We start from the raw sequence: 25579 nt of genomic DNA, 5'->3' as shown, positions 1-25579 counted from the left end.
AATCGCAACGATGTCGCACACCGACACACACACCGCATCGGCCTTGCGGCCCGCCACCCGGGTCATGGACCTGGAGCGGCTGGGCAGTCACTTTCAGAGCCGCTTGAGTTTCGTGCGCAGCAGCATGCGGCGGATGATGAACGAGCAGTGGCGCATCCAGCGCACCTGCTTCGATCTGGACGCCGAGGGCTTCGGCACGGCGATCTACCGCATCGACACCGCCAGTGCCCGTTATCACTGCGTGATTTTCTCCATGTACCTGCCGCCGGAAAAGCGCAGCGACCGGGTCATCGCCGATCAGTGGGACGTCAGTTTTGTCCTGCTCTCCGGCGATGTCGACGAGCAGCAACTGGCCGACCTGCGACGCAATGTGCCGCTGCAGGAAGCCGGGCGATTCGATTCGCGAGTACTGGTGCTGTCGCGGGCCAACCGCAGCCTGCGCAACTTCGAGCGATTCCTCGAAGCGCTGGCCGAAGGTTGCCAGCCAGACCCTCGGCAACTGGCCGAGGTCGGCTACCTGTATCGCACCACCGCGGTGTACGGCAACGGCAAGTTCGGCATCGCCGACTTCAGTTGCCTGCAAGACACGGCGGACTTCACGCAACCCTTCAGCGCGCAGATGTTTACCGTGTACCTGCTGCGGCATTTCAGCATCGAACAGATCGAACACATGGCCCGGGCGCGCAACCCGCAGCGGGCGGTGGGCCTGGACCCTGCCCTGCAACGTTACCTTGGAGTCGGCAATTCCACGGGGCTGGGCATGGCGCCGTTCCTGATCAACCATCCGCAACTGGTCAACCAGTGGATTTGGGCTCGAGAAACGGCCTTGGGGTTGGTGCTGGCGCAAACGGCTGACGTGCCTCGGGCGCAGCGCTTCCAGGTGTTGCTGTTTCGGGCCCGCCGGCACTTGCAGCAAACCAGCACCGAGGACCAACGGCAAAGCGCAATCGACCAGCAGACCCTGGCCGATCTCGAACAACTGGCCGAGTGGTTCGCGGGCCAGTCCGTCAACGCCGGTTTGTGGTCGCAACTGCAAGCCTGGGCCGACGTGAACGTGGGTGCCGGTTGCCAGGAACTGCTGGTCAGCCTGCTGCTGGAGTTGTACCCCGAACAGGTCGATCCGCTGGCCGGGCAGATGTCGGTCAACGAAGGCTTTCGCCTGAACGCCGAGATGCCACTCGATGAGCTGTGCGGGCTCATCGAAAGCACCTACCGCTGGGCGCTCGATTACGACTTGAACGACGCCGAGGCCAACCACTTTTTCTGGTATCGCTCGGCGGAAAAGGAAGAACCACGCCTGGGCGAACGGGCCATGGAACCGGGTGCAGAAAAGGAAATGCAACTGGGGATCGCACACAACATTCAACGCTGTCATCGCGCCCTGCTGGCCTATCGCGAGCAACACCCACGGCAATTGACCGCGCACTTTCTGCTGGCACAGCCGCAGTTCAAAGGCACGGTCTGCCGCCTGCAAGGCATGGCCCGCTGCGCCTTCGGCGAGATCCGCGCCAACCTGATGGACCGCAGCATGCTGCCGATCCACTTGCTGCGCTGCAAGCTGGCGTTCTTCGGCGCCGGCAAGTTCGACCCCAAGTCCAGCCGCTGGGTGCGCATCACTCTGTTCCAGGGGGCCCCACTGGTCAGCGAGATCGGCCAGCCGTTCGCCGACGACTGGAATTTCGCCGTCATGCCTGAACTGACCAACGCTGCCGGAGCACTCTGAAATGCGTGTATCGCTCAATGAAATCCAGGTGATCTGCCGCAAGGCCTTCGAAGGCATCGGGTTTGCGCCCGGTGATTGCGACGACGCCGCCGAGATGATCGCCAGGCTGCAACAGCAAGGCCTCGACGGCATCGGCGCGCTGAAAAAGGCCTTGGACTTTCTTCACGATGAAGTCGATCGCCCCATCGACACCTGCTACGAAGACGCCACGCAACTGACCCTCGATGCCCATGGCCAAAGCGTGTTGCGCTGCGCCGCCCAGGCTATCGAACTGGGGGTGGGCAAGGCCATGCGTGGCGGCACTGCACTGATCCGCATCCGTCATTGCCACAACCGCATCCTGCTGCTGGGCTACCTGGCGCGCTGTGCCGGACAGGGCCTGAATTTTTGTGTGTACTGGCGCGATGCCCGCCAGGAACTGGTCGCCACCTTCAGCGCCGGGCAGACCAGCCCGGCCTTGCGCGTGTATGACCTGCCGCAACCGGCACAGGGCGACGAGCAAAGCATCAATGTGCTGATTTCCAGGCACTTCGCGCTGCTGCCACGGCTGAGTGCCGAAGACGCGACCCCGACGTTCGAACACAGCCAGGCCACACCCGCGGGCGGGCTGCAGGTCGATGATGAAGTCTGGGCGCAATTGAAAAAACTCGGTGAGCGGGTGCTGGTGGAAAGCACCGAAGAATCCCGTCGCCGAGGCGCCGGCGAAGGCAGCGACTCCCGGTAAAACCCCTTTCAAAATTGCATCAGGAATCATCAATGAAACAGGCGATCAAGACCGATCTCTTTGCCTCGCGCGCGCCTCTGGAATGGGCGATTGTCGGCAACGGCACGCTGTACACCGCGCAAATTCCCATCGACCGCCAGGGCCAGGTGGTGAGCGGCGGCATCGAAGCGCAAACCCGACAGACCCTGGACAATCTGCGCCATACCCTCGAGGCCGCCGACAGTTCGCTGGACGCGGTCACCCAGGTGCTGATCTACGTCACCGACCGCAGTTACCTGGCAACGGTGAATGCGGTCTATGCCGAGTATTTTCAGGCGCCCTACCCCAATCGCGCCGCCATGGTCGTGGCAGGGCTGGCCCGGGAGGAAATGCTGGTGGAGTTGGTGGTGTACGCCTGCGTGGATTGATTGATTCGAGACCTCTTGCAGGTCACTGGTGTACCCAGTGAGCTGTACGCAGGTTTTCCTTTGTAGGAGCCGGCTTGCTGGCGATAGCGGTCCTGAGCCATGCATCGATCTTTCGGGCGCCATCGCTGGCAAGCCAGCTCCCACAGTGAGCTGTACGCAGGTTTGCCTTTGTAGGAGCCGGCTTGCCGGCGATAGCGGTCCTGAGCCAGGCGTCGATCTTTCGGACGCCATCGCTGGCAAGCCAGCTCCCACAGGTTTGGGGTACACCCACTTGCCCACACAGAAATCCTACCCTTCGTCGGACATTCGGTTCCGGCCACAAACAGGTTCGCTCGCGCCGTGAACCTTGTTCCAGGAAGCCAGTCATACCCCAGCGTTTTTCCTCTCCTATCGTCGTCATCTCATCCGAGTTGTCCGTCCATGCGCCAAACCGTCGTTGCCTTGCGCTTTTCTTCGCTGTGCCTGTTTACCCTGCTCCCCGTTTTCGCCAGCCCCGCCCACGCCGATGGGCAGCGGCAACTGGTCGACGCCATCAACGACTACCGCGCCCATCCGCAACGTTGCGACCGGCGGCCCGCGCAACGCTTGTCACCCCTGACGCTCAAGTCGAACCTGGCCTTGCCCGTTGGCTATGGCGGCGGGTTGCGCGACCGGCTGAAGGCTTCCGGCTATCAGGCAACCATGGTGCGCTCTATCCGCGTGGTGGGTGCACGGGACGCCGAAGAAGCCTTCGATATGTTCCAGGACGAACACTGCGCCGCACTGCTCGACAACCAGTACGCCGACATCGGCGTCAGCCGTTCGGGGAGCGAGTGGCAGGTGGTGCTGGCCAAGCCGGTGCTCGACGGGCAGACCGGCGATCCACGCAGCGCCGCACAGGCGTTGCTCGCGCAGGTCAACGCAGCCCGGGGCAAACCGCGCCTGTGCGGTCGCCAGCGTTTCGCCGCCGCGCGACCGCTGTCCTGGAGTTCGGCCTTGGGTTCCGCTGCACAAAGCCACAGCAAGGCCATGGCCTACGGCAACTATTTCGCCCACCAGGATCCCGACGGCGACATGCCTTCCGACCGCGCCCGGGCCGCCGGTTACCGTGGCCGGCAGATCGGTGAAAACATCGCCGCCGGCCAAGGCTCCCCAAGCAAGGCCATGGCCGGCTGGCTCGCCAGCCCCGGGCACTGCGCCAACCTGATGAACCCGATGTTCACCCAGGTCGGTGCCGCTTACGCCGCCAACGCTCGCAGCGACAATGGTGTTTACTGGACAATGCTGTTCGGCGCGCCTTGAGTCGCTGACCGGCCCCACCGTGCGGGCATTAACAGGTTTGGAGGTCACTTCATTTCGGTGTGGGCAGGTCCCTTGTAGGAGCCGGCTTGCTGGCGAAGGTCGTTAACGATAACGCGTGCTATCTGGACTCACTCGGCGCACTTGGGTCCATCGCCAGCAAGCCGGCTCCTACAGGTACTTGAATCCACGGCCAGCCCCACCGTGCGGGCATTAAAAAGCCCGCATTGAGCGGGCTTTGTGGGTGAATGTAACAAGTAGGTGGCCGGTGCTGGTCTCCGGCTTACAAGGTTTATCAGGCCTCCCACAAAAGAGTCGTGAAACTGTAATGGAACTCTTCTGCTTCACACGGCATAAGGGCTGGATCCCAGCGCGGGGATCTTTCTAACCGTGTACCCTTCGGAACGCGCCCCACGTCTCCTTGCTATCCTTTTGCGCATCAGTCTGCGTCTTCACCTACAGGGTTGAGGATAGCAAAACAGGAGCGTTTTCCAACCGGGCTTTTAGACCGATTTCGACCAGCAGAAAACCCGGCAGGAAACAAAAATACTATCGACAGGGAGATGACGCATGTCGACTCGAAAGCGGATTGGTATCACGTCAACGATCAGCATCCACAGAGCGACTGAGGCACTTTCAATATTTATGGTGCCTGACCCACCGCCATCGCGGGCAAGCCCGCTCCCACAGGGTTATTGGGTGTACGCGGAATCTGCGAGCAACCGAAATCACTGTGGGAGCGGGCTTGCCCGCGATGGCGTCAAATCAGTCAATATCGATGGTGCCTGACACTCTGCAATCGCGAGCAAGCTCGCTCCTACAAGGATTATCCCCGCGAAGGCCGGCGCACCACCCTCACCTTGCCGCTATCCCCGCCACCGCAGAACAACCGCTCGCCGCCATCGGACTCCAGTCCCGACACGCCGACGCCCTCCGGCATCTTGAGGCTTTCCAGCACTTCACCGGTTTGCGCGTCGATGCGCCGCAGTTCGCTTTCATCGCCCTCCCAGGTGCCATGCCACAGCGAACCTTGCACCCAGGTCACCCCGGTCACAAAGCGGTTGGATTCGATGGTGCGCAGGATCTTGCCGGTCTCGGGGTCGATCTGGTGGATCTTGCGTTCGCGGTACTGCCCTACCCACAGCGTCCCTTCGGCCCAGGTCAGCCCCGAATCGGTGCCCGCGCCGGGCGCAGGAATCGTCGAGAGGATGCGGCCGCTGCGCGGGTCGATCTTGTGGATGCGGTCTTCGGCGATCTGGAACAGATGCTCGCCATCGAACGCCGTGCCGGCATGGGCAGCGACATCGATGGAGCCCAGCACCTTGCCGCTTTGCGGGTCCAGGGCGTTGATTTTGTCGTTGCAGGCGAACCAGACCTTTTCGCCGTCCCAGGTGACGCCGCACACATGGTCGACATCGGCAAACGGGCCATATTCACGAATGATTTCAGCAGTTGCGTGTTTCATTCCGGCATTCCTCGTTGGGGTTGGTGGCCTTCATCCTAGCCACCGGGCAGCGGCGCCGGGAGTAACAAGGTCGTCGCGAATCCCGGCACCGGCGGTGTCATCCAGCGCCGAGTGCGACCACGGCCAAACCATTGCACCTTGCCCTGTACCGCCAGTGCGTCGAGCGCCCGTTGCACCGTGCGCTGGCTGGTACCCAGCGCCAATGCCAGGGCGGAACTCGACCACGACTCACCATCGGCGAGGCAGGCAAATACCGCGGCAAATTTTTCCTCGATCGGTTGCGCCAGCGTCACCACCTGCGTACAGACCGGCGATTGCAGAGCAAAACCGCGCTTCGTCGCGATGACGCCGGCCAGCGGCTTGAGTGCCTGGCGCAGCCTGCCGATTTCCACGCGAAGCCTGGCGCGATGGGATTCATCCGCGAGTTTCAGACGGAACGCCCGGGCGATCAGCGTTTCCCGCGCAACGTCGGCGGGCCACGCCTCGGCCAGTGTGCGGGCAAGCACGAACAGGATCGGCCGCGTCGCGAGCGACACCGACATGCCACAGCCACGCACGACGTACCGGCAGGCATCCACCACCAGCGCCGTGGAACCGAGCAACGCTTCAACTTCATCGAGCAGCAGCGGTCGTTCCTCACCCTGGGCGATCAGGCGTGCCGCGGGGGCGTCGAGCAGGCGTACAGCCTGTTCGACCTCGGCCATCAGCGCGGCAATCCCCGCCTGTCCGGCCGCCTGCGCGGCCCTGGTCAACGCGTCCCGCGCCGCGTTTGATTGCAGGCGTCGAATGGCGATCCCCGCCAGCACCAGCTCATGGGTTGCGCGCAACGCCGGCGGCAATGGGCCGGGGTCGAGCCCGGCCATCAACTGCTGCGCCTCATCGAGCTGACCGAGCAACAGCAGACGGCGGATTTGCAGATAACGCGCATGGGCGGCATTGACCCGGTCACCGTGCTGTTCAAGCGTGACCCGCGCCGTTTCGAGCGCCTTGACCGGCCAGCCGAGTTCGCGCGAAGCCAGGGCGATTTCGGCCTCGGCCACCACGCAGCGCGCCCGGGCCAGCACTTCCTTGGGCGCAAAGGCCCGCTGCGCACGCTTGACCAGCGCCCGGGCCCGCACCAGATCGCCCAGTTGCGCCATGGCGATACCGCGCAGGGCCAGCGCCGGCGCATCGTCACGCAAGGCCACGCGGTCCAGTGCGCCCAGCGGATTGCCCGCCGCCAGCGCCTGGGCGGCGGCCGTGATCATCGAGTCCATAGCAATCGCGCCACGCTTGTCACTCCCATGATTCGATACCCGGGTTTAGTCTAAATCACGACCTTTCACCAGGCTGCTAGCTACTGGATGCGGCGGTGTCATTGACCACCGATGAAGACATCCGCCAGCTTGTCCACCAGCGCCGGTTTGGTCTGCGAGACCCAGCGCCGGGTCGCCCATTCCTGCCATTCCTCGGCACGGTCGAGGGTGTAGCGCGGCACAAAGTCGCCGAGGAAGCGGCCGAGATTGTGCAGTGTGACCTCATGCCCGGCGCTGGTCATTTGCTCGAGCAAATCCCTCAGGGCCACTTCGAATTCGGGCGGCCACTTTTCGCCGGCCAACACCTGTTCGACCGACGGGTGTCGATCGTAGCCAAGCGAATTGCGGACTGGCATGTGCGTGTCCTCGGTCCTGCGTTATGAGTGAGTCAGCCAAAGATGCTGCACAGTTCAATGCTGCGCAACCACTTCACCTGACGCGCCCCGGAATGACGATCGCTGCCCGAGACCAATGAAAGGTGTTCGCCGCAAGCGTCCTGCTCTGGCGAGTGTTGTCGGTACACCACCAGTACCGCATCGCCCACGTCGGTGTTGATCAGTTCGTTCCAACTGAACAGCGCGACATAGCCGTCACTGGAGCGCGCCACCACATAGGCGCGCTTCCAGCCCTTGGGATCGTCGCTCTGCAGCCCGGCCTTGAGGACGATTTCGCGCAGCAGTACCCCGCGATAACCCTTTTTCCGGGCTTTCTGCGGATTACCCTCGCAGGTGTTGCTGGTCAGCGTCACCCAGTCATAACCCGGCATGGCCTGCAGGTCGGCCACGCTCAGGCGCAGCGGGTTCTGCACCTGCCCGACCACCTCCAGTGCCTGCCCGGCCACATCGATGCTCGCGGCGGGCAACGACACGGGTTTGGCGCCGGGGCGAATAAGGCTTTGCACAGTCGAAAAAATGGAACGCATGGCGATGCTCCTGTCGTGGTTGACCAATCACCTGCAGGTCCCGGAGAGCGCACCGCCAGCCCGGGACCGCTACGCCGTGGTTAAAGCAGCGGCAGGCTGTAGCTGAGGATCAGGCGGTTTTCATCCAGATCGCTGCTGGCATTGCCGCGCAGGCTGGCGTTGCGCCAGGAAACGCCCAACCCTTTGAGCGGGCCGCTTTGCAGCGCGTAGTCGATGCGCAAATCGCGTTCCCATTCCTTGCGATCGCCGGCGGCGGAATCGATGTTGTCGCCGCTCAGATAAGTGACCACGGTCTTGAGCCCCGGCACGCCCAGCGCGACGAAGTCATAGCCATACTCGGCCAGCCAGGTGCGCTCGCCGGCACTGAGGAACTTGCCGATCTGCCGGTCGGTGATCAGGTACGCCGTGGCGCCGTCGCCCTGGTTGACGAACGGGAACGCGCTATCGCCGGACACTTGCTGATAGCCCGCGCTGAAGGCATGGCCGCTCAGGCTGTAGGTGAACAGCGCGCTCCAGGTGTTGTTGTCCACCTCGCCGGCGTGGGTATCCCCCGCGCGCCAGAAACCGCTGCTTTTGTAGCCCTGGGCACGTCCGGCCGCGTTGCCGTTCTTGCCATCGGCGCTGCTGTTGAAATAGCGCAGGTCAGTCTTCAGCGCGCCGGGGCCTATGGCCAGGGTGTGGATCAGGCCGAGGAAGTGCTGCTTGTAGAAATCCTCGAGACTGCCGTAGTAGTACTGGGCCGTCAGGTCCTTGCTGATCTTGTAGTCGCCGCCGGCGAAAACGAAGCTGTCCGAATCGGCCAGCGCGGTGCTCGCCGGGGTGCCGGCGGGACGCGTCGCACCGCCGATGCGCAGGTCGATATCGTCGGTGGAGCTGCGGGTCTTGGTGCTTTCCAATTGGCCGGCGGTGAGGGTGAGTCCGTTGATCTCGCTGGAGGTGATCTGCCCGCCTTCGAAGGTTTGCGGCAACAGGCGACCGTCGTTGAAGTTGATCACCGGCAGCTTCGGCTGCAACGTACCCACCCGCGCCTCGGTCTTGGAGATGCGCACTTTGCCGGTCACCCCCCTTGGAATATTCATCGACCGCGTGGCCGTCGCTGTCCGTAGGAAACAGCGCGCCCGGCGTGCGGTCGATCCCCACCTTGCCCGCACGACCGCCGCTGTCCAGCTTCAGCCCGGTCATGGCGATGGCGTCCAGGCCAAAACCGACGGTGCCCTGGGTGAATCCGGAAATCACGTTGAGTTGCAGCCCCTGCCCCCACTCCTTGGCCTGGCTGGTGTAGGCGGCATTGCCCACGTTGCCCTGGCTTTCGCGGTTATCAGAGTTGAAATAGAAATTGCGCAGGCTCAGCGAGGCCTTGCTGTCTTCGATAAAACCGGCGGCGATGGCCTGGTGGGTCAAGCCACCCAGGGTGATGGCCAGGGCCAGGGGTTGCAGCTTCATTGTGTTTACTCCGGTGTGGGGCTCTTGTTTTTTTGGTGTCCATGGACCTGATTCCCTCGTGATCTGACGTTTTCGCCTATCGCTATATATTTTTGTATATAGCGATAGGCGAAATTTAACGCCTGCGGGTTCGCAGGCGTGGTCAGTGCTACGTGATTGAGGTTCGCAAAGATCGAAACAGGTCTGGCGGCCTGCATCTTTCTAGAAGCTGACTTTGAAGTCAATAAATTTAACAAGGCGTTAATCACGCCAGCCGCCGGGGTTCAGAAGCGAAAGCGCACCTTACCTATCGTGCAAATGCTTCTTCAAGAACGACCGGGTTCGCTCCTGAACCGGGTTTTGCAGGATCTCTTCGGGTGCCCCCTCCTCGACCACCACCCCGCCGTCCATGAAGACAATCCGGTCTGCCACTTCGCCGGCAAAACGCATTTCATGAGTGACGATCAACATCGTCATGTGCTCCGCAGCGAGTTGCTTCATGACCAGGTTGACCTCTTCGACAAGCTCGGGGTCCAGTGCCGATGTCGCCTCATCGAACAGCATGACTTTCGGCTGCATCGCCAGTGCCCTGGCGATGGCGACACGCTGTTTCTGGCCGCCCGACAGGCGCGAAGGATACTCGTCGAACTTGCTGGCCAGGCCTACTTTCGACAAGTATTCCATTGCCAGTTCTCGAGCGGCTTTTTTGCCGAGGCCCTTGAGTTTTACCGGGCCAAGGGCAATGTTTTCATATACGGTCAGGTGCGGAAACAGGTTGAAGTGCTGGAACACCATGCCCATCTGCTGACGCACGGCATTGATGTGCTGTTCGAACGCGCGACCTTTCAATGGCCGGTTGACTTGCTCGCCCTCCAGCCAGATCTCGCCGTCGTCAAGCACTTCCAGGTGATTGATCGAGCGCAGGAGCGTGCTTTTGCCAGATCCGCTCGGGCCGATGATGGCGATGATTTGTCCGCGAGAGATGGAAAGATCGATGCCCTTGAGTACTTCAAGTGCTCCGTAAGCCTTGCGGGCGCCCTTCACTTCAACCATGAATTGCTTGCTGATCATCGTGACATCTCTACCTTGTTTTCGAGAAGATGCAGGCCGCCTTCCAGAACAAGATTGGCTGCATAGTAAATAACCGCAACAGTTAGATAAAACTCGAACGGGCTATAGGTCTCGCTCACGGCAAGTTGTGCGCTGTAGACCAACTCGGCAATGCCGATGATGGAAACCAGCGAGGTGTCCTTCAACAGCACAATCAGGTTGTTTCCCAGTGGCGCAATAGTCCTGCGCAGCGCCTGCGGCACGATGATGTAACGCTGGGTCTGTCCACGGCTGAGGCCAATGGAACGCGCGCCTTCAACCTGCCCCGGGTCTACCGATACCACGCCGGCACGAATGACGTCGGCGTTGTAGACGGCAAAGTGCAAACTCAGACCAATGATGCCCGCCACCAGTGCGGGAATATCGATGCCCACTTGCACAAGACCATAATAAATCACGTACAACTGCAGCAGCAGTGGCGTGCCCATCAGCAACCAGGTCATGAAACGCACGGGCAGCGCCAACACCTTGGGCGCATAAAGAACAATGAGTGCAAAGGCTATCCCGGCCATCAAGCTCAACAGGCTGGAACTTACAAACATCACGACCGTCCACCAAAGACCGGTCGCAAGCAGCTCGGAATAAGGTGTAACTATACTGAGGTCCAGGCTTTGCATAGGAATGCTCTCACCTTGCCGCGAAGCGATTATCGAGATAGTCAATAATGAATCTGACCGAGTAGACCATCACGATGTATAGCAGCGCAGACACCATGAAAATCTCAAAAGGCTTGTACGTTGAACTGATAAAGCGTTGCGCCGTATATGAAAGTTCAACCACAGAGATGGTCGACACCAGTGCAGAACCTTTGATAAGCGCCACGGCGTTCACCCCCAGCGGTCTTATCATCAACTTCGCAGCTTGTGGCAGCTTGATAAACCATAACGTCTGGCCGCGCCCGAAACCGATCGAACGCGCAGCTTCTTCCTGGCCAGGGTCTACGTTGCTGATGGCGCCCCGAATGGATTCGGCCATGTAGGCAGCGATGTTCAGGCCCAGGCCGATTACGCCGGCCGCAAACGGCTCCAGTTCAAGCCCTATCTGCGGCCCGCCAAAGTAGATGATGAACAGCTGAACCAGGCAGGGAGTGCCGCGAAAAACGCTGATGTAGAGTCTGGCAAGGCATCGAAAGGCGAGAACCGTGGACAACCGGCCAGCCACCAGCACGATGGCGACCAGAAACCCAAGCACAAGTGCAAGTACGGAGATCTGCACCGTAATCCAGGCCGCCTCCAGGAAAAACGGGAATGTGCGTTGTATGAGAGTCAGATCCATGAGCACACTCGGAAAAGTCTGATTGGCTGGCTCGACGATCAGTCGAGCCATGCTAAATACGAATTAGCGGATATCGTTGCCAATCCACTTCATCGAGATCTTTTCGTAGGTGCCATCGGCAAGCATGTCTTCAAGTGCCTTCTGCATCGACGCCTTGAGTTCAGGGTTATTCTTGCGCAACGCAATACCCATTCCCTCAAGAGCACCATCGCTATCCGGTGGAGTAATGATGCGCACTTTCTGCCCGGTTTCCTTGACGGCAACCAGCACCGGAACACTGTCCATCACAATCGCATCGATACGCCCGGCCTCCAGGTCGACCAGCATTTCCGGAAGGCCCTTGTAGGTTCTGACCTTCAGGTTGCCGCGAGCCCTGGCCCATTTATCGTGAGCGTCGCCGAGGGTCACGCCGACAGACACATCCTTGAGATCATCGAGGCTTTTGATCGAAGAATCTTCCTTCACGACGATCGTGCGGCCGGCATGATAATAGGGCCCGACAAAATCCACGGCCTTCTGCCGTTCCGGGGTAATGGTCATGGACGCGATAATGGCGTCATATTTTTTCGCCAGAAGACCGGCAATGATCCCGTCGAACGGCGTGGTGATGATCTTCACTTTTACCCCCATCCGCTCAGCCAGTGCCTCGCTGATGGAAGCGTCGAATCCGACAATCTGGTTCTGCTCGTTGGCAAAGCTGAAGGGCGAGTATTGACCGCTCATTGCGATACGGATTTCCCGGAATCCTGGATCGACTTCAAATCATCAGCATGAACAACCGCAGTGGACAGTAGCGCCGCTGCCGCCACGGTAGAAGCGACAATCAAACCCTTGAGCTTTTTGCTTAGCATTGGATGGCACCTTGGAAGAATTGTTTTTTATTTTCTTGGAGTTATTCAGCCGGCCTTCATGAAAAGTCTTGCATAGGCACTTCTGGAAAGCACCCGGCAAGGTGTCAGCCTGCCTGACACATTGCCGGAGTTGGCCGACACTATGCCGGGCCTGCCAAACTAGCGGAGTGCGGCCCTGAAACTGTCGTCCAGGACCTCGAGCAAAAAATCAGCATTGGCCTGACTGAAGATCATCGATGGGCGCATCTTCAGGACGTTGTCATGGGGGCCTTCAGTACCGATCAAAATGCCCCGCTCCCTGGCACCATCGGCTACTTGTTTGGCCAACTGCGTGGCCGGCACTTTGCTCTTGCGGTCCGTGACAAGTTCTATCCCGAGGAAAAGACCCTGCCCACGCACATCCCCAATTGCCTCGTAGCGCTGCTGCAACTTGCGAAAGCCATCGAGCAGATAGTTGCCGATAGTCAGTGCGTTGAGCTTCAGGTTATCGCGCTCGATCACATCGAGTACCGAGAGCCCTACCGCACATGAAACCGGGCTGCCGGCAAAGGTATTGAAGTACTCCATGCCGTTGTTGAAACTGTCGGCAATTTCCCGCGTGGTCACCACAGCCGACATGGGATGGCCGTTGCCGATGGGTTTGCCCATGGACACCGCATCGGGCACCACACCCTGGGTTTCAAAAGCCCACCAGTGACTGCCGACACGACCAAAGCCGACCTGGACTTCGTCAGCCAGGCAAAGACCGCCTTCTGCACGAACCATCGCATAGACTTCTTTCAAGTAGTTTTCCGGGAAGAACAGTTGCCCGGCGACACTGGGAATGGACTCCGCCAGAAAGAACGCCGGCGCCCTGCCCTGCTTGCGCATGAGCTCGATCTGATCCGCCACGCTCTCGGCGTAACGCTTGCCAAGCTCCTCGAACGCCCACTGATCCACACCCCGGTAGGCATCCGGGACCGCCGCCTCGAACACATGGTCTGCCCGCCCCTTACCGGCTTTACGCTTGTATTTGTAGGGGCTCAGGTCGATCAGTTCCTGGGTCGTGCCGTGGTAAGCCCAATCCAGCACGATCGCATCGTTACGCCCGGTGTGATTGCGCGCCATACGCAGCATGAGGCTGTTGGCTTCACTTCCCGAACAACCGAAGGAAGCGACCGCCAGACCTTCAGGCAAAGTGGCGGTGAGCCGCTCTGCATACTCGACGATATTGTCGTGCAGGTAGCGCGTGTTGGTGTTCAGGCGTGCAGACTGCCGCGAAAGCGCTTGCACCACATCCGGATGAGAGTGGCCGAGATGGCAGACGTTGTTGAAGCAGTCCAGATACGCCCGGCCAAAGTTGTCGATCAACCAGACCCCGTCACCGCGAACGAACTTGATCGGGTCCGAATAGGAGATCGACAGGTTGGGCAGCAACAGCTCCTTGCGCTTGGCCACAAGCTCGGCCTTGGTGCGTCCGTCCTGGCTGTAGGTTTCCGCAGGGATACCCGCAAGCGTCGACGCATCGGGAAAAATATCCGCCCATACCTCAAGATAAGCCCGCTCACCCACGCCGATGAACTCGCCCGCTTTCAGCCCGGTGTCGGTGGACATCTGAAAATGCACATGGGGGATCCACCCGCCATTTTCCGTATCCGCGCCCATGTATCCGACCAGCGCACCAGCCTCCAGGCAGTCACCGGGCTTGAGCCGCGCCAGGGCTTCATGCGCCATGTGCCCCCACAGCGTCAGGAATGGCGGGCAACCCTCAGGCGAGTGCTTGAGCATGATCAAGCCGCCATAACCCAACGGCTCGTGCTCGACCTCGACGCTCTGCACCACACCAGCAACCGGCGTATAGAGCGGCGTTCCGGCGGGCATGATCAAGTCGACACCGAGGTGAATGATCCGACGCTGCCCTTCGATGAACCGCGACTCAAACGCCGTGTCGGTGTAGATGGTCCGTTCCTCGCCCCATGGCCCGATGCCGAGCGGCACCTTGTGCTCGGCAGCAAAATCATTCCACCACTGGGTTGCCTGCGCTGGACGCCGCTCGGCTGAAGCGATGGTCATCACATGCGCAGCGTCGCCGAACGGAGCAATGACCTTGTTCATGGTCGCCGCCGATGGACGCACGATATCGGCGAAGGACTTGCTGTTTTCCGCCACCCAGCGGCGCACCGCACCCGCGCCTTCGATCGCGTCGAAACCACAGGCCTTGCGCAGGATCGCCGTCGCCAGCCGCGGGTTCATGCGATCCATCCTTTCCAGCAGTCGCCAGGCCGGCGCTTCGCTGATGCCAAGGTAAGGATTGTCTTGCGTACGGTCGCAACGCGAGGCCGACAAGGTGACGCTGGTGACCAGGCGCATCGCAATGAGATTGAACAGGACGTCAAGCTCCTCCGGCTGCAGAGGGTACTTGTCATGGAAGCCGGCCGTGAGGGCGGCGGCCGCGCCGATCGGGTCTTCCATGTCGAGAATGGAATAGGCGCAGGTAATGGCGACTTCGGCAATCAGGATCGTATGGACCGCATCGCCAAAATCGATGACGCCGGAGACGCGCTGATGATTGTGCGAGTCGACGAGGATGTTCCAGTCATTGCCGTCATTGTGAATGACTTGCGCACGCAGGCGCGAAAGCTTCGGCTGGACGTTTTGTTCGAAGCTTTCAATGAAGCGTTCCAGAATCGCCCTTCTGCCGGGATCCTTGACGAAGTGCAGGCGCGACCGCGAACGTGCGGCGTGACGCAAATCCCAGTCGAGATCCCGCACCGCGCCCGGATGAATGAAGCCCTGAAGCGCACGGTCGATCTCACCGAACGACTGGCCCAGGCTGCGCATCAATTCGAAGGTACGCCTGACCTCGGCCAGCGGCGTTCCGTGCAACCAGCTCACCAGGCGCACCGCATGGCTTTCGCCCGAGGGCGCTAGCGCAGTGGCGAGGTACTCACCGGCAAGGCTTTTCTTCAGAAAAGGCACGGCAAGTTCGGGATTATGAGTGGCGAGATGGCTGAGAATGGCCGTCTGAAACTCGCTTTCAACGCGCGGCTCCGTCGAGTTGACGACCTTCAGAATCCATCCCGCATCGGTTCCGGTATTCAACCGATAGTTGCGGTCGCGCTCGCCATCCAGCGGCGTGGCCGTACCAATAACGTTGAAAAGCTGCTCACTGAGTTTTTCGGCATCCCCGGTCGAGAACTGGGGGGCAGGATGCGAGAGATTTGTCATGGTAATTGTTTTCCAAGCCATTTTTTTCAGATAGCTTGGCACGCAACGCCCGGGACGGCAGTAGGTATACGGTCGGCTTGCGCCTGCATATTGCCGGAATCGACCGGCACAATTTCGGCAGCAAAATTAGGGAGTTCTGATGCGCGACCTGGATGCGAAAGACCGCGAAATTCTCGAAATTCTTTCCAAGGAAGCCCGCATTGCCCTGAAGGCTCTGGCAGCGAGAATCGGGCTTTCAAGAAGCGCGACCAGCGAACGGGTCATCAACCTTGAACGCAATGGCGTGATCAGGGGATACCGGGCGGATATCGGCGAAATCGACGCCAACGTGATTCGCGCCATCCTGTTGGTCTGCCTCAAGCGCACGCCTGCAATGGGCCTGCTCGACCTGCTTGCGCAAAACTCGCAGGTCCGCCGCGTGTCCTCGGTCAGTGGCCAGCTCGACCTGGTCATCGAAATCGAATCGCGAACCATCGATGACCTGAACCGGGTCAGAGATGCCGTCGCCAGTCACGATTATGTTGAGGACATTACTACCGCTGTTGTTCTGCGGCGCGATATTGATCGGCAGAGTTCGTGATTTGTGTGGGGGAGAAATTGCACTGCATTTGATCAGGCGTTTGCGTTCGACCTGATCAGTGAGTTGCATTCGTTCTGACCACCCACTGCATCGGATTTGAGCCGGTTGCTTCTTGGCCATGATCGGCAGAGAACGGCCAGAAGCGGTCATTCCACCTGCCTGCCAAATTAGGGCGTTCCAGACTTCGGTGCGCGTGCTCGCAGTGCGTCGTAAGCGTGCAACTACACTCTGTGTAGTGAGCACCTTAAGGACAGCACATGGACATCACCATTCAGCGCAAGAAAGGAATGTTTGACAGCGCCTATGGCCAGGCTATCCCGCTGGCAATCTTGTTTGATGGAACGGTCGTGGGCCGCCTGGCAACGGGTGAAACATTATCTTTGGACCTTCCGGACGCTTGCGGGACGTTGCAAGTCGGTTTGCTTGACCCCAGAAACTCGCCTTACATTGGAAGCACGTCTGGTGAGGTCATATCGACCAGCAATGCACAGAGGGTTACCCCCGGACAAGCCGTTCAGTCTTTTTCGGTAAAGACTCGGAAATGGGTGTTCTTTGACGTGCTGGGTTTGGCGGGCTCAGCGCCGTTCAACCGCTGGGTACTGGCTCTTGAGACAGATCAACTTTAGGAAGCTTCTGACAGGCTTCAATCGGCCAAAAGCGAACCAAGAAGCTTGGCGAAATGAGGAATGCTGAACTCAAGCGCTCCGATCAGATAATCACGCAAAGGCCGCAGATATCGCCCGTGATAAAGCTCCAGAAACCGCGAGCGAAGCTCAGGAACGTTGACCTTGATCGGACATTGGCCCGCGCACGTTTTACTTTGGTGAGGTTTATCAGGTCCGAAAACGTCGTACCAAGCTGTCCAACTCACTGGAGAGTCCGGCCAAGCCATCGGAGTTAAGTCGCGCAGACTCCGCCAGTTCGGCCACCCGCTGTGCATCCCCATGAATCTGACTGATGTGCAGGTTGATGCCTTCGGCTACCTGATGTTGCTCTTCGGCAGCAGTGGCGATTTGAGTGTTCATGTCCCGAATCACGTCCACAGAATCTCGGATCTGTCCGAAGCTGGTCCGCGCCACGCCGATACGGTTAACGGACTGCTGCGAAACCTCCAGGCTGGCGCGCATTTGGTGGGTGACAGCACCGGTGCGTTTGGCCAGGTTGCCTAGCAGACCGTCGATCTCTGCAGTAGAGTCGGCAGTGCGTTTGGCCAGCGCTCGGACTTCATCGGCGACCACGGCAAACCCACGTCCCTGCTCGCCCGCACGGGCAGCCTCAATGGCGGCATTTAGCGCCAACAGGTTGGTCTGCTCGGCGATCGAACGAATCGTCCCGAGAATTGACTGGATGTCACTACTGTCGCGCTCCAGTTGCTGCATCGACTGAGCGGACTTTCCGATTTCCAGGCTCAGTTGATCGACACTACTGACCGCTGCATCAATCTGTTGCTGCCCCTCGCGGGCCTTTAGCCAACCGCTATCGGCTGACTCGGCGGCCTGGCTGCAGGAGCGCGCAATTTCATTGGCGGTGGCGACCATTTCATGGAATGCAGTCGAGACCATATCCACTGCTTCACGCTGACGCCCGGCGGCTTCAGCCATGTCGCTGGAGACCTGGGTCGAATCCCGTGAAGTCGCGAGGATATTGTTCGCAGCTTGGCCGATACGGTGGATCAGATCGCGGATGGCGGCCAGGAACTGGTTGAACCAACTAGCCAACTGCGCGGTTTCGTCGTTCCCGCGCACCTGCAAATTCTGCGTCAGATCCCCCTCACCCTGGGCGATGCCTTGCAAACCGCTGGCTACGCTGCGAATCGGTCGCACAATCAGGCCAGCAAAGCTAGCCCCGACCAACGCAAAAACGAGCGCCAGCACCCCGGCAATCAGGGCAATCAACCAAGCGAGTTGGGTGGCGGAACTCATGACCTCTTTGTGCTTGATCAGGCCAACGAAACTCCAACCCAATCGCTCGGACGGCCAAACGTAGGCCATGTAACGCTCGCCATTCAGTTCAACTTCAACCACGCCTTTGCCTGCCTTGGCCAACTGTTCGTAGCCTTTGCCGATTTCCGCCAGGTCTTTGAAGTTGTGCCCCGGCTGTTGAGGGTCGACCAATACCTTGCCGTCGCGCTCGACGAGCATCAGATAACCACTTTCGCCGAGTTTGATTTGCTTGATAATTTCAGTGAGCTGCTGGAGTGACACGTCAATACTGATTACGCCGCTGTTGCTGCCCAGTCGAGTATCAATACTGCGTACGACACTGACATAGACGGCGTCTTTCGGGGCGAAGTAGTACGCGTCGGTGCGCACGGTCTTGCCTGGATTACTCTGGGCGGACTTATACCAAGGGCGCTCGCGCGGATCGTAACTGGCACGCTTCGGATTATCCGGCCAGGAAACGAAGCCTCCGGCACTGTTGCCGAAAATAATATTGGAGTACGCCGGGTGGCTACTGGCCAAGTGCGCATAGAAAGCAAAGACTTGCTTATCCAGCGCGCCTTGCGGGATATCAGCGGCGTTCGCGCCGGTATAGTTTTTAAGGCTGCCGTCAGTGCCTTTCAGTAGCGGTTGGGAGGCGAGATACTCGACGTTCTGGCCGATACCTTCAAAGTACAACTGCATGGCATTGTCGACCTGACGGATTTCACGGTTACTACCGTCTATAAAACTGTCGATCGCTTCAGTACGCAGATTCATGACAACGAGCGTCGCGACTACGCAAATGGGAAGGCACGCGATGACAACAAACGCCCAGGTCAATTTCTGTTTGACGTTCATCTACACTCCAGAATTTTATCAAGTCGTTTTTATAAGAGCATTGCGTAGAGAAAGGTGGCGCTGGCAGTGGTAGCAGCTTGTTTACGCGAGGGTGGAACCTTAGCGGGCACTAACAAATAAAAAAAACAATAATAATTCATACTTAGCACAAATATAATTTATAAATCATTGCCTGATGAAGTCGCTCACTACCGACTATCTTTCGTCAAGCAACCCGATATCTGTCACGTTCCATTTTATCGAATTTAACAGCGAAGTCGCGGACTGCGGCATCTCCTTGCGCTTTGATAGGCAAGGATTGTTTCAACGGTATCGAGAGCTTGACCGCCGGCAGATATCCACGACTCCCTACAGATAATTCAATGCCCTGTGAAGATGGGCTTGTGTCTCTCAGCAAACGCCTTACGCCCTTCGGCGTAATCCTCGCTATTTGCCTGCCACTTCATCAGAAGTTAGTGGGGCAGCATTAGCACAAAGACTGTTGAGCATCATCTTGTTGGCGCCACCGATAGATAGAGGTGCGTTGCCCGAGAGAATCTGCCCCATCCGATACGCCTGGCTGTGTATGTTCAAAGGGCTACACCCAGCTTGAAGGGATCATAGCGCCGCGTAAGCCAACACCCACCATCTCTTGAGTGGTCTCGACACAATCAAAATTCTTGACATAATATGTAGTGATCACTATAAAACTTGATTTTATAGGTATCTCTCACCTCACATATGGTTCGGCCTTGCGCATCCGCTTCACGACTGGTGGAGCCCCCCTGAGCAAGCTGACCGTAGTCGCCCTGACCAACACAGCTTTCGAGGACATGTCTGGAGTGTTTCCGCTGGCGGTGCGCAGTGCCGCCTATGGGCCTACCGATCGCTGAAAGTTATGACACGCCGCCCATCAGGAGGTGCGTTATGAGAAACGTATTTTTTCCAGGTTGCGCAGAATCGACCTCCGCATGAACCCACCCTGCCCGGTCCAGCGATGGGATCGGGGCATTGATTTAGGAATTGAAATGGACGAACACATTGCCGCCGTGCCTCTGGAAAAGGCATACCGGCTCATCAATCACGGCCCGACCATACTGGTGTCCGCTCAAAATGAGGGCGTGAAGAACGTCATGGCCGCCGCATGGGCCTGCGCACTCGACTTTTCACCGCCAAAAGTGACCGTGGTTTTGGACAAGATGACCAAAACCCGTGAGCTGGTAGAACGCAGCGGCGTTTTCGTCGTTCAGGTCCCGACCGTGGCACAGCTCAAACTGACGAGCGATGTCGGCAGCTCAAGTCTTTCCAACGATCCCGGCAAGCTTGCCCATTGCGGTGCCGAGCTGTTCGACATCAATGGTTTTGACGTGCCATTCGTTGCAGGCTGCTCCGCTTGGCTTGCATGCAAGCTGTTACCCGAGCCACACAACCAGACGACTTATGATTTGTTTATCGGCGAGGTCGTTGGCGCTTGGGCAGACACACGTGTCTTCAAGGACGGGCACTGGCACTATGAAACCGCCAACCCGGATTTTCGTAGCCTGCACTACATTGCAGGAGGGCACTTTTACGCAATCGGTGAAGCGGTGAATATCGACGGGAAGTAAATTCCCCAGCAAGCGCCCGCCCCTGTCGGCTCACGGCACTAATAGGGTGAATGAGCGCAACGCCCGAGTGGCGCTGCGCTTAAACATCGTTACAGCCTAGTGCAGCTTCAACCGCGGCTCAGTCCCTCGACCAATCCGATTGCCCAACATCAGCAGCAGGGTCGGGAACAGGCCATACAGAGCGACCTGGTGCATGCGGTACAACGACGCATAAAACACCCGCGCCAACCAACCTTCGAGCATTACGCTGCCGGTCAAATTACCCATCAGGTTACCCACAGCCGAGAAGCGTGATAGCGAAACCAGTGAGCCGTAGTCCTTGTACTTGTAGGTCGGCATTGGCTTGCCTTGTAGCCGAGCTTTCAGGCTCTTGGAAAGCATCGACGCCTGTTGGTGAGCGGCTTGAGCCCGAGGCGGTACGTTTTGCTCGCTGCCAGGCTGCGGGCACGCGGCACAGTCACCGAAAGCGAAGATATTGTCGTCAAGTGTGGCCTGCAAGGTCGAGCGTACCAGCAGTTGGTTGATGCGATTGGTCTCCAGGCCGTCGATACTCTTGAGGAAGGACGGTGCACGAATGCCAGCAGCCCAAACCTTCAGGCTGGCCTCAATCACATCGCCGTTACGGGTCTTCAGATGCTCGGCGGTGACTTCACTGACTGTTGCGTTGGTCATCACCCTCACGCCGAGTTTTTCAAGGGTTTGATGCACTGGCGTACTGATGCGATTCGGCAGCGCCGGGAGCACTCGCGATCCGGCCTCGATCAAGGTGATGCGCATGTCCTGCGGCTTAATGCGATCCAAACCATAAGCGGCCAACTCATGAGCAGCGTTGTGCAGTTCGGCAGCCAATTCCACACCGGTTGCACCCGCACCGACAATCGCCACGCTGATGTTCTCGTTTTCACTCCCCGCGTGGGCGCGCAGATAATGGTTGAGCAACTGCTGATGGAAGCGCTCGGCCTGTTCACGGGAGTCAAGGAACAGGCAGTGCTGCGCAGCACCCACGGTACCGAAATCGTTGGTGTTGCTACCCACGGCGATGACCAGAGTGTCGTAGCTAAGGGAGCGTGCCGGCACCAGTTCGTGCCCGGCATCGTCGAAGGTAGCCGATAGCTGGATTTGCTTAGCGGTACGGTCGAGCCCGCTCATGCGGCCAAGTTGGAACTGGAAGTGATTCCACTTGGCCTGGGCCACGTAATTCAGCTCGTCTTCGTGAGCGTTCAGTGAACCGGCGGCCACTTCATGCAACAGAGGCTTCCAAATATGGGTCAGGTTGGCGTCGACAAGGGTGATGTGAGCAGCGCCACGCTTGCCCAGGGTCTTGCCCAGACGCGTCGCAAGCTCCAGACCGCCAGCGCCACCGCCGACAATCAAAATACGGTGTGTCATTGAAAGGTCTCATTGCTTTTACGGGAGAGACAGGAAAGATCCTGTAGCGCCCGAACACCGTGCATCGCGACAGTGTCCGGGCTTGGTAGGTGTTGCTGGGTTCTGCTTACCAATCCTGGCGGGTAGGCGAAATGATCACCTCGTTGACGGTGACGTTTGCAGGCTGGTCCAGGGCATAGACCACCGCTTTACCAATATCGTCGGGTGCGATGGCAATCTTGTTCAGCTCTTGGGCAGCCTTGCGCCCTGCTGGATCGGTAACTTTGTCTGCCCAACCGGTATTGGTCACACCCGGGCTAACGGTGTTAACCCGAATTCCGTGGTGGACACCCAACTCCTTGCGCATCGACTCAGTCATTGCCTGAACGAAGAACTTGGTCGCGCTGTATACGCCAGCCGAAGGACCCACTTGGTGGCCCGCTACGGAATCCATGTTCAAGATCTGACCAGACTTCTGTTTCAGCATGAACGGCAGCACAGCCGCGACGCCATTCAGGTAACCCTTGATGTTCACGTTGATCATCTTTTCCCAATCATCGACGGCCAGGTCCACCCAAGTGGAAAACAGCATCAGGCCGGCATTGTTGATCAGGATGTCTACCGAACCGAAGGAGTCTTGAGCGAACTGAGCCAACGCCTTCATATCTTCCAGATTGGTGACGTCGCTGACACGACCCACCGCCTCACCACCGTTCGCTTTCAGCTCGCTCACAATGGCATCCAGACCTTCTTGATCCAACGCAGCTGCGACGACTCGAACGCCTTTCGCGGACAGGGCGCGAGCCGATGCAGCACCCAGACCTGAAGATGCGCCAGTGATGATCGCTGTCTTGTTTTGCAAATAGTTCATGGGAGTTCCTCTCGAGAATGACTGCCCACACGTGTCGGGCAGTGGGTTGGGGTATCGCGGGTGTTGGTTAGTAATCAGTAGTTGCCGACAGGCCAGTCGGTGTAGCCCTTGGCTCCACCGCCGTAGAACGACTCACGCGATGCAATGGTGAGTTCGGCACCACGACGCAGGCGTTCGACAAGGTCAGGGTTGGAAATGAACAGACGGCCGAAGGCAACCGCGTCGATCGTGCCCTGCGCTCGACGCTCGATAGCCATTTCCAGGTCGTAGTTGTTGTTGCCAATGAATGGCCCCGCGAACTGTGCGCTCAGAGCGTCCATATCCACGCCCACCGGCACCTCACGCGAAGTCGCGGTAGCACCCTCGACGAAGTGCAGGTAAGCGAGATCGAATTTGTTCAATTGCTGAATGAGGTAGCCATACATCGCCATCACGTTGCTGTCTGGCGGCGTGTTGCCGGCATCGGGCGTGACGGGCGACAAGCGAATGCCCACGCGTTCATTGCCCCAGATTTTGACGATCTCTTCGGTCACTTCCAGGGTGAGGCGCGCGCGGTTCTCAATCGACCCGCCATATTGATCGGTGCGGTGATTAGTCGAATCACGCAGGAACTGATCCAGCAAATAACTGTTGGCCGAGTGAACCTCTACGCCATCAAACCCAGCGCGCTTGGCATTTTCGGCGGCACGCTTGTACTGCTCGATGATTCCCGGGATTTCATCGGTTTCGAGAGCCCGAGGCATCGACACAGGAACAAAACCATTCACGGTATAGGTATCGCCTTCGGCCTTGATGGCGGAGGGAGCGACCGGCGCTGCGCCATCTGGCTGCAACTCCACGCTGGAAAACCGGCCCACATGCCAAAGCTGGCTGACGATCTTGCCGCCAGCGGCGTGCACTGCGTCGGTCACTTTTTTCCAACCAGCGACCTGCTCATCGCTCCAGATGCCTGGTGTCGCAGCGTAGCCGCGTCCCTGAGCGGAAATATTGGTTGCTTCAGCTACGATCAAACCCGCACTGGCCCGCTGGGCGTAGTACTCGGCGTGCAATTCATTGGGAATGCCATCTTCGGCATAGCGGCTACGTGTGACGGGCGCCATTACGATTCGGTTGGCAAGTTCCATCGCCCCCATGGTGACGGGAGTGAACAAGTCAGTGCGGTTACTGTTATCTGTCATGGTGAACCTTAGATAAATAGACCAGTCGTCTAGTAATGTGATAAATAAAATGACTACGACAAGAGTCGCTTTGCCATCGTCAGAGAGTCTTCAAAAGCACTGCTGCGTTTGCCAATCTTCATCATCAAAGAGGCACCGAGCCAAATCTGATAGAGCGACTGCGCAAGCGTCGAGTTAGGAATGGCGGATGTGATCGAGCCATCAGCGTGACCCTGCTCGATGCAGCGCTCCAGCCGCACGTGAACCGCTTGCGTACCTTTGTCGAGCACCTGGCGCATACCTTCAGAAAGGTCACACACCTCAGCTCCCAATTTGACCACCAGGCATTTGTCAGTCGGTAAATCTGAACATTGGGTTTGCGCCCAGTAATGGAAATAACCAAGCAGTCGATCAGCAGCCGGGGTGGTGCCGGCCAGCAGCGAATCGACTACGGCCAGGTAGTCGGCAAAATACTGTTCAAGCAGCGCTTGGCCGAATTCATCCTTGGATTTGAAGTAGTGGTAGAACGAGCCTTTCGGCACTTGTGCTGTAGCCACCACTTCTGCCAGGCCGACACCGGTATAGCCCTTATGGGTCATCAACGCCCTGGCGATATCCAGGATGTGTTGGCGTGTTTCGGAATGACGTTTTTTCATAATACCACAACCATAGTAAAAAATAGACCAGTCGTCTAGTTTCTATTTCAACGATCACATCCACGCCCGACCAACGGAGCAGATATGCAGGGAAGCCTTAGCTCGTGTGAACTGGTATGCCAACGACTCCTGCATTTTTTGCATTATATAAATGCGATTTCCATAAATTATCTCTATTTGCGCACCTGTTAGCCTTGATTACAGGCTCCACCCCGTTATCAAGGACTCACATGAAAACATTTCTAAGCATCGGTACTGGCCCCGGAATCGGATTTGCGACAGTCGAACGTTTCGCCCGTGAAGGCTATCGCGTGGTGCTCAGTGCTCGAAATATGGATAGGACGCTCGCACTCGCCGAACGCTTGATATCCCAGGGCTATGAGGCCCACACCCGCCAAGTTGATGCCGGCAATGCACAGGATGTAGCGGCGCTGGTGACCCAAGTCGAAGCGCAATTTGGCGCATTGGATGTGCTGCACTACAACGCCGCGATCATTCGGCAGGCAACTGTCGCTGAACAACCGGTCGACACCTTCAACAGCGATCTGGCTGTGAATATTGGTGGAGCACTAGTCGCCACTCAGACGGGGCTGCGCTCGATGTACAGTCGCAACGCGGGGACCCTGCTGCTGACCGGTGGTTTTTTCGGGATCACTCCAAATCCTGACTTTCTTTCTCTGAGCCTGGGTAAAGCCGGCATCCGATCGCTGGCGCTCGGCCTGTTTGAACCGGCCAAAACCCAAGGCGTCCATGTGGCAACCGTGACTGTCGCCGCATTCGTCAATCCGGAGTCCGAGGAAGCCCTTGGCGTCGCCGAAGCATTCTGGACATTGCACAGCCAGCCAAAAGAAAACTGGACCGCGGAAGTCACCTACTCTCGCTGATTGCTCCCGGGGATGGCG

The 25579-nt window shown here is 58.7% G+C and carries 20 protein-coding genes and 4 pseudogenes; 8 read left to right on the top strand and 16 right to left on the bottom strand.

Annotation, left to right across the window (positions count from 1 at the left end; all coding sequences use genetic code 11):
• Nucleotides 1–10 precede the first annotated feature (10 nt).
• The 4 genes from AB4O16_RS28840 to AB4O16_RS28825 all read left to right on the top strand — a co-directional run bounded on the left by AB4O16_RS28840 (nt 11) and on the right by AB4O16_RS28825 (nt 4135).
• Nucleotides 11–1723 carry a hypothetical protein gene (locus AB4O16_RS28840; protein ID WP_460156456.1) on the top strand — a complete coding sequence of 571 codons (1713 nt, stop codon included), beginning with the start codon at nt 11–13 and terminating at the stop codon, nt 1721–1723.
• A 1-nt stretch (nt 1724) separates the two neighbouring features.
• Nucleotides 1725–2447: a DUF3726 domain-containing protein gene (locus tag AB4O16_RS28835; protein WP_460156455.1), complete on the top strand. Its 723-nt coding sequence runs from the start codon at nt 1725–1727 to the stop codon at nt 2445–2447.
• Between the two features lie 32 nt (nt 2448–2479).
• Complete coding sequence (locus AB4O16_RS28830) at nt 2480–2854, top strand: RidA family protein (protein WP_460156454.1); 375 nt, start codon at nt 2480–2482, stop codon at nt 2852–2854.
• Between the two features lie 420 nt (nt 2855–3274).
• Nucleotides 3275–4135 (top strand): CAP domain-containing protein, encoded by an 861-nt coding sequence (locus AB4O16_RS28825; RefSeq protein WP_160388166.1) that lies wholly within the window; start codon nt 3275–3277, stop codon nt 4133–4135.
• 823 nt (nt 4136–4958) lie between these two features.
• Here the strand turns inward: AB4O16_RS28825 and AB4O16_RS28820 are convergent.
• From AB4O16_RS28820 to AB4O16_RS28775, 10 genes and pseudogenes are all read right to left on the bottom strand, one after another.
• Nucleotides 4959–5597, bottom strand: coding sequence for a Vgb family protein (locus tag AB4O16_RS28820; protein ID WP_160388165.1), 639 nt, complete (start codon nt 5595–5597; stop codon nt 4959–4961).
• 35 nt (nt 5598–5632) lie between these two features.
• On the bottom strand, nt 5633–6853 hold the full coding sequence (locus tag AB4O16_RS28815; RefSeq protein ID WP_460156453.1) for a helix-turn-helix domain-containing protein: 1221 nt from the start codon (nt 6851–6853) through the stop codon (nt 5633–5635).
• 98 nt (nt 6854–6951) lie between these two features.
• Nucleotides 6952–7248 (bottom strand): hypothetical protein, encoded by a 297-nt coding sequence (locus AB4O16_RS28810; RefSeq protein WP_460156452.1) that lies wholly within the window; start codon nt 7246–7248, stop codon nt 6952–6954.
• 32 nt (nt 7249–7280) lie between these two features.
• Entirely contained in the window at nt 7281–7814 is a 534-nt protein-coding gene (locus tag AB4O16_RS28805; protein WP_160388162.1) for a molybdopterin-dependent oxidoreductase, read from the bottom strand.
• 80 nt (nt 7815–7894) lie between these two features.
• Nucleotides 7895–9257, bottom strand: a pseudogene (locus AB4O16_RS28800) (OprD family porin).
• Between the two features lie 282 nt (nt 9258–9539).
• Nucleotides 9540–10307 carry an amino acid ABC transporter ATP-binding protein gene (locus AB4O16_RS28795; protein ID WP_160388160.1) on the bottom strand — a complete coding sequence of 256 codons (768 nt, stop codon included), beginning with the start codon at nt 10305–10307 and terminating at the stop codon, nt 9540–9542.
• Nucleotides 10304–10963 carry an amino acid ABC transporter permease gene (locus AB4O16_RS28790; RefSeq protein WP_150715069.1) on the bottom strand — a complete coding sequence of 220 codons (660 nt, stop codon included), beginning with the start codon at nt 10961–10963 and terminating at the stop codon, nt 10304–10306. Before AB4O16_RS28790 ends, AB4O16_RS28795 begins: the two co-directional genes overlap by 4 nt.
• 10 nt (nt 10964–10973) lie before the next feature.
• Nucleotides 10974–11621 carry an amino acid ABC transporter permease gene (locus AB4O16_RS28785; protein WP_150715070.1) on the bottom strand — a complete coding sequence of 216 codons (648 nt, stop codon included), beginning with the start codon at nt 11619–11621 and terminating at the stop codon, nt 10974–10976.
• A gap of 63 nt (nt 11622–11684) precedes the next feature.
• A pseudogene (locus AB4O16_RS28780) lies at nt 11685–12472 on the bottom strand (ABC transporter substrate-binding protein).
• A 159-nt stretch (nt 12473–12631) separates the two neighbouring features.
• Nucleotides 12632–15679 carry an aminotransferase class III-fold pyridoxal phosphate-dependent enzyme gene (locus AB4O16_RS28775; protein WP_460158098.1) on the bottom strand — a complete coding sequence of 1016 codons (3048 nt, stop codon included), beginning with the start codon at nt 15677–15679 and terminating at the stop codon, nt 12632–12634.
• A 139-nt stretch (nt 15680–15818) separates the two neighbouring features.
• Between AB4O16_RS28775 and AB4O16_RS28770 the strand changes: the two genes are divergently transcribed.
• Together AB4O16_RS28770 and AB4O16_RS28765 are read left to right on the top strand one after the other, a co-directional pair.
• Nucleotides 15819–16259 carry an Lrp/AsnC family transcriptional regulator gene (locus tag AB4O16_RS28770; RefSeq protein WP_150715073.1) on the top strand — a complete coding sequence of 147 codons (441 nt, stop codon included), beginning with the start codon at nt 15819–15821 and terminating at the stop codon, nt 16257–16259.
• A gap of 257 nt (nt 16260–16516) precedes the next feature.
• Nucleotides 16517–16885, top strand: a complete 369-nt coding sequence (locus tag AB4O16_RS28765; RefSeq protein WP_160388158.1) for a hypothetical protein — start codon at nt 16517–16519, stop codon at nt 16883–16885.
• Nucleotides 16886–17092: 207 nt separating this feature from the next.
• Here AB4O16_RS28765 and AB4O16_RS28760 read toward each other — a convergent pair.
• Nucleotides 17093–17671, bottom strand: a pseudogene (locus AB4O16_RS28760) (methyl-accepting chemotaxis protein); the annotation flags it as partial.
• Between the two features lie 276 nt (nt 17672–17947).
• A pseudogene (locus tag AB4O16_RS28755) lies at nt 17948–18883 on the bottom strand (cache domain-containing protein); the annotation flags it as partial.
• A gap of 1163 nt (nt 18884–20046) precedes the next feature.
• On the opposite strand from AB4O16_RS28755, the gene AB4O16_RS28750 reads away from it, so the two are divergent.
• Nucleotides 20047–20625, top strand: a complete 579-nt coding sequence (locus AB4O16_RS28750) for a flavin reductase family protein (protein WP_160388156.1) — start codon at nt 20047–20049, stop codon at nt 20623–20625.
• A gap of 96 nt (nt 20626–20721) precedes the next feature.
• Here the strand turns inward: AB4O16_RS28750 and AB4O16_RS28745 are convergent, their stop codons facing one another.
• From AB4O16_RS28745 to AB4O16_RS28730, 4 genes are all read right to left on the bottom strand, one after another.
• Nucleotides 20722–22014 carry an NAD(P)/FAD-dependent oxidoreductase gene (locus AB4O16_RS28745; protein WP_160388155.1) on the bottom strand — a complete coding sequence of 431 codons (1293 nt, stop codon included), beginning with the start codon at nt 22012–22014 and terminating at the stop codon, nt 20722–20724.
• A gap of 106 nt (nt 22015–22120) precedes the next feature.
• Nucleotides 22121–22864, bottom strand: coding sequence for an SDR family oxidoreductase (locus AB4O16_RS28740; protein ID WP_008145375.1), 744 nt, complete (start codon nt 22862–22864; stop codon nt 22121–22123).
• Nucleotides 22865–22938: 74 nt separating this feature from the next.
• On the bottom strand, nt 22939–24042 hold the full coding sequence (locus tag AB4O16_RS28735; RefSeq protein WP_160388154.1) for an alkene reductase: 1104 nt from the start codon (nt 24040–24042) through the stop codon (nt 22939–22941).
• 53 nt (nt 24043–24095) lie between these two features.
• Nucleotides 24096–24677, bottom strand: a complete 582-nt coding sequence (locus tag AB4O16_RS28730; RefSeq protein ID WP_160388153.1) for a TetR/AcrR family transcriptional regulator — start codon at nt 24675–24677, stop codon at nt 24096–24098.
• A gap of 230 nt (nt 24678–24907) precedes the next feature.
• On the opposite strand from AB4O16_RS28730, the gene AB4O16_RS28725 reads away from it, so the two are divergent.
• Complete coding sequence (locus AB4O16_RS28725) at nt 24908–25561, top strand: SDR family oxidoreductase (RefSeq protein WP_160388152.1); 654 nt, start codon at nt 24908–24910, stop codon at nt 25559–25561.
• The last annotated feature ends 18 nt before the right edge of the window (nt 25562–25579 follow it).

Source organism: Pseudomonas sp. S2_H10 (genome assembly GCF_054668285.1).
The sequence above is the reverse complement of the archived record's forward strand: the minus strand, read 5'-3'. Positions and strand labels throughout refer to the sequence as shown.

What these genes read in the sequence shown, in the direction of transcription:
- AB4O16_RS28725 (WP_160388152.1), top strand. Translation starts at nt 24,908, where the DNA reads ATGAAAACATTTCTAAGCATCGGTACTGGCCCCGGAATCGGATTTGCG.
- AB4O16_RS28740 (WP_008145375.1), bottom strand. Translation starts at nt 22,864, where the DNA reads ATGAACTATTTGCAAAACAAGACAGCGATCATCACTGGCGCATCTTCA.
- AB4O16_RS28810 (WP_460156452.1), bottom strand. Translation starts at nt 7,248, where the DNA reads ATGCCAGTCCGCAATTCGCTTGGCTACGATCGACACCCGTCGGTCGAA.
- AB4O16_RS28795 (WP_160388160.1), bottom strand. Translation starts at nt 10,307, where the DNA reads ATGATCAGCAAGCAATTCATGGTTGAAGTGAAGGGCGCCCGCAAGGCT.
- AB4O16_RS28775 (WP_460158098.1), bottom strand. Translation starts at nt 15,679, where the DNA reads ATGACAAATCTCTCGCATCCTGCCCCCCAGTTCTCGACCGGGGATGCC.
- AB4O16_RS28790 (WP_150715069.1), bottom strand. Translation starts at nt 10,963, where the DNA reads ATGCAAAGCCTGGACCTCAGTATAGTTACACCTTATTCCGAGCTGCTT.
- AB4O16_RS28750 (WP_160388156.1), top strand. Translation starts at nt 20,047, where the DNA reads ATGGACGAACACATTGCCGCCGTGCCTCTGGAAAAGGCATACCGGCTC.
- AB4O16_RS28815 (WP_460156453.1), bottom strand. Translation starts at nt 6,853, where the DNA reads ATGGACTCGATGATCACGGCCGCCGCCCAGGCGCTGGCGGCGGGCAAT.
- AB4O16_RS28735 (WP_160388154.1), bottom strand. Translation starts at nt 24,042, where the DNA reads ATGACAGATAACAGTAACCGCACTGACTTGTTCACTCCCGTCACCATG.
- AB4O16_RS28830 (WP_460156454.1), top strand. Translation starts at nt 2,480, where the DNA reads ATGAAACAGGCGATCAAGACCGATCTCTTTGCCTCGCGCGCGCCTCTG.
- AB4O16_RS28835 (WP_460156455.1), top strand. Translation starts at nt 1,725, where the DNA reads ATGCGTGTATCGCTCAATGAAATCCAGGTGATCTGCCGCAAGGCCTTC.
- AB4O16_RS28745 (WP_160388155.1), bottom strand. Translation starts at nt 22,014, where the DNA reads ATGACACACCGTATTTTGATTGTCGGCGGTGGCGCTGGCGGTCTGGAG.
- AB4O16_RS28770 (WP_150715073.1), top strand. Translation starts at nt 15,819, where the DNA reads ATGCGCGACCTGGATGCGAAAGACCGCGAAATTCTCGAAATTCTTTCC.
- AB4O16_RS28820 (WP_160388165.1), bottom strand. Translation starts at nt 5,597, where the DNA reads ATGAAACACGCAACTGCTGAAATCATTCGTGAATATGGCCCGTTTGCC.
- AB4O16_RS28805 (WP_160388162.1), bottom strand. Translation starts at nt 7,814, where the DNA reads ATGCGTTCCATTTTTTCGACTGTGCAAAGCCTTATTCGCCCCGGCGCC.
- AB4O16_RS28825 (WP_160388166.1), top strand. Translation starts at nt 3,275, where the DNA reads ATGCGCCAAACCGTCGTTGCCTTGCGCTTTTCTTCGCTGTGCCTGTTT.
- AB4O16_RS28730 (WP_160388153.1), bottom strand. Translation starts at nt 24,677, where the DNA reads ATGAAAAAACGTCATTCCGAAACACGCCAACACATCCTGGATATCGCC.
- AB4O16_RS28785 (WP_150715070.1), bottom strand. Translation starts at nt 11,621, where the DNA reads ATGGATCTGACTCTCATACAACGCACATTCCCGTTTTTCCTGGAGGCG.
- AB4O16_RS28765 (WP_160388158.1), top strand. Translation starts at nt 16,517, where the DNA reads ATGGACATCACCATTCAGCGCAAGAAAGGAATGTTTGACAGCGCCTAT.
- AB4O16_RS28840 (WP_460156456.1), top strand. Translation starts at nt 11, where the DNA reads ATGTCGCACACCGACACACACACCGCATCGGCCTTGCGGCCCGCCACC.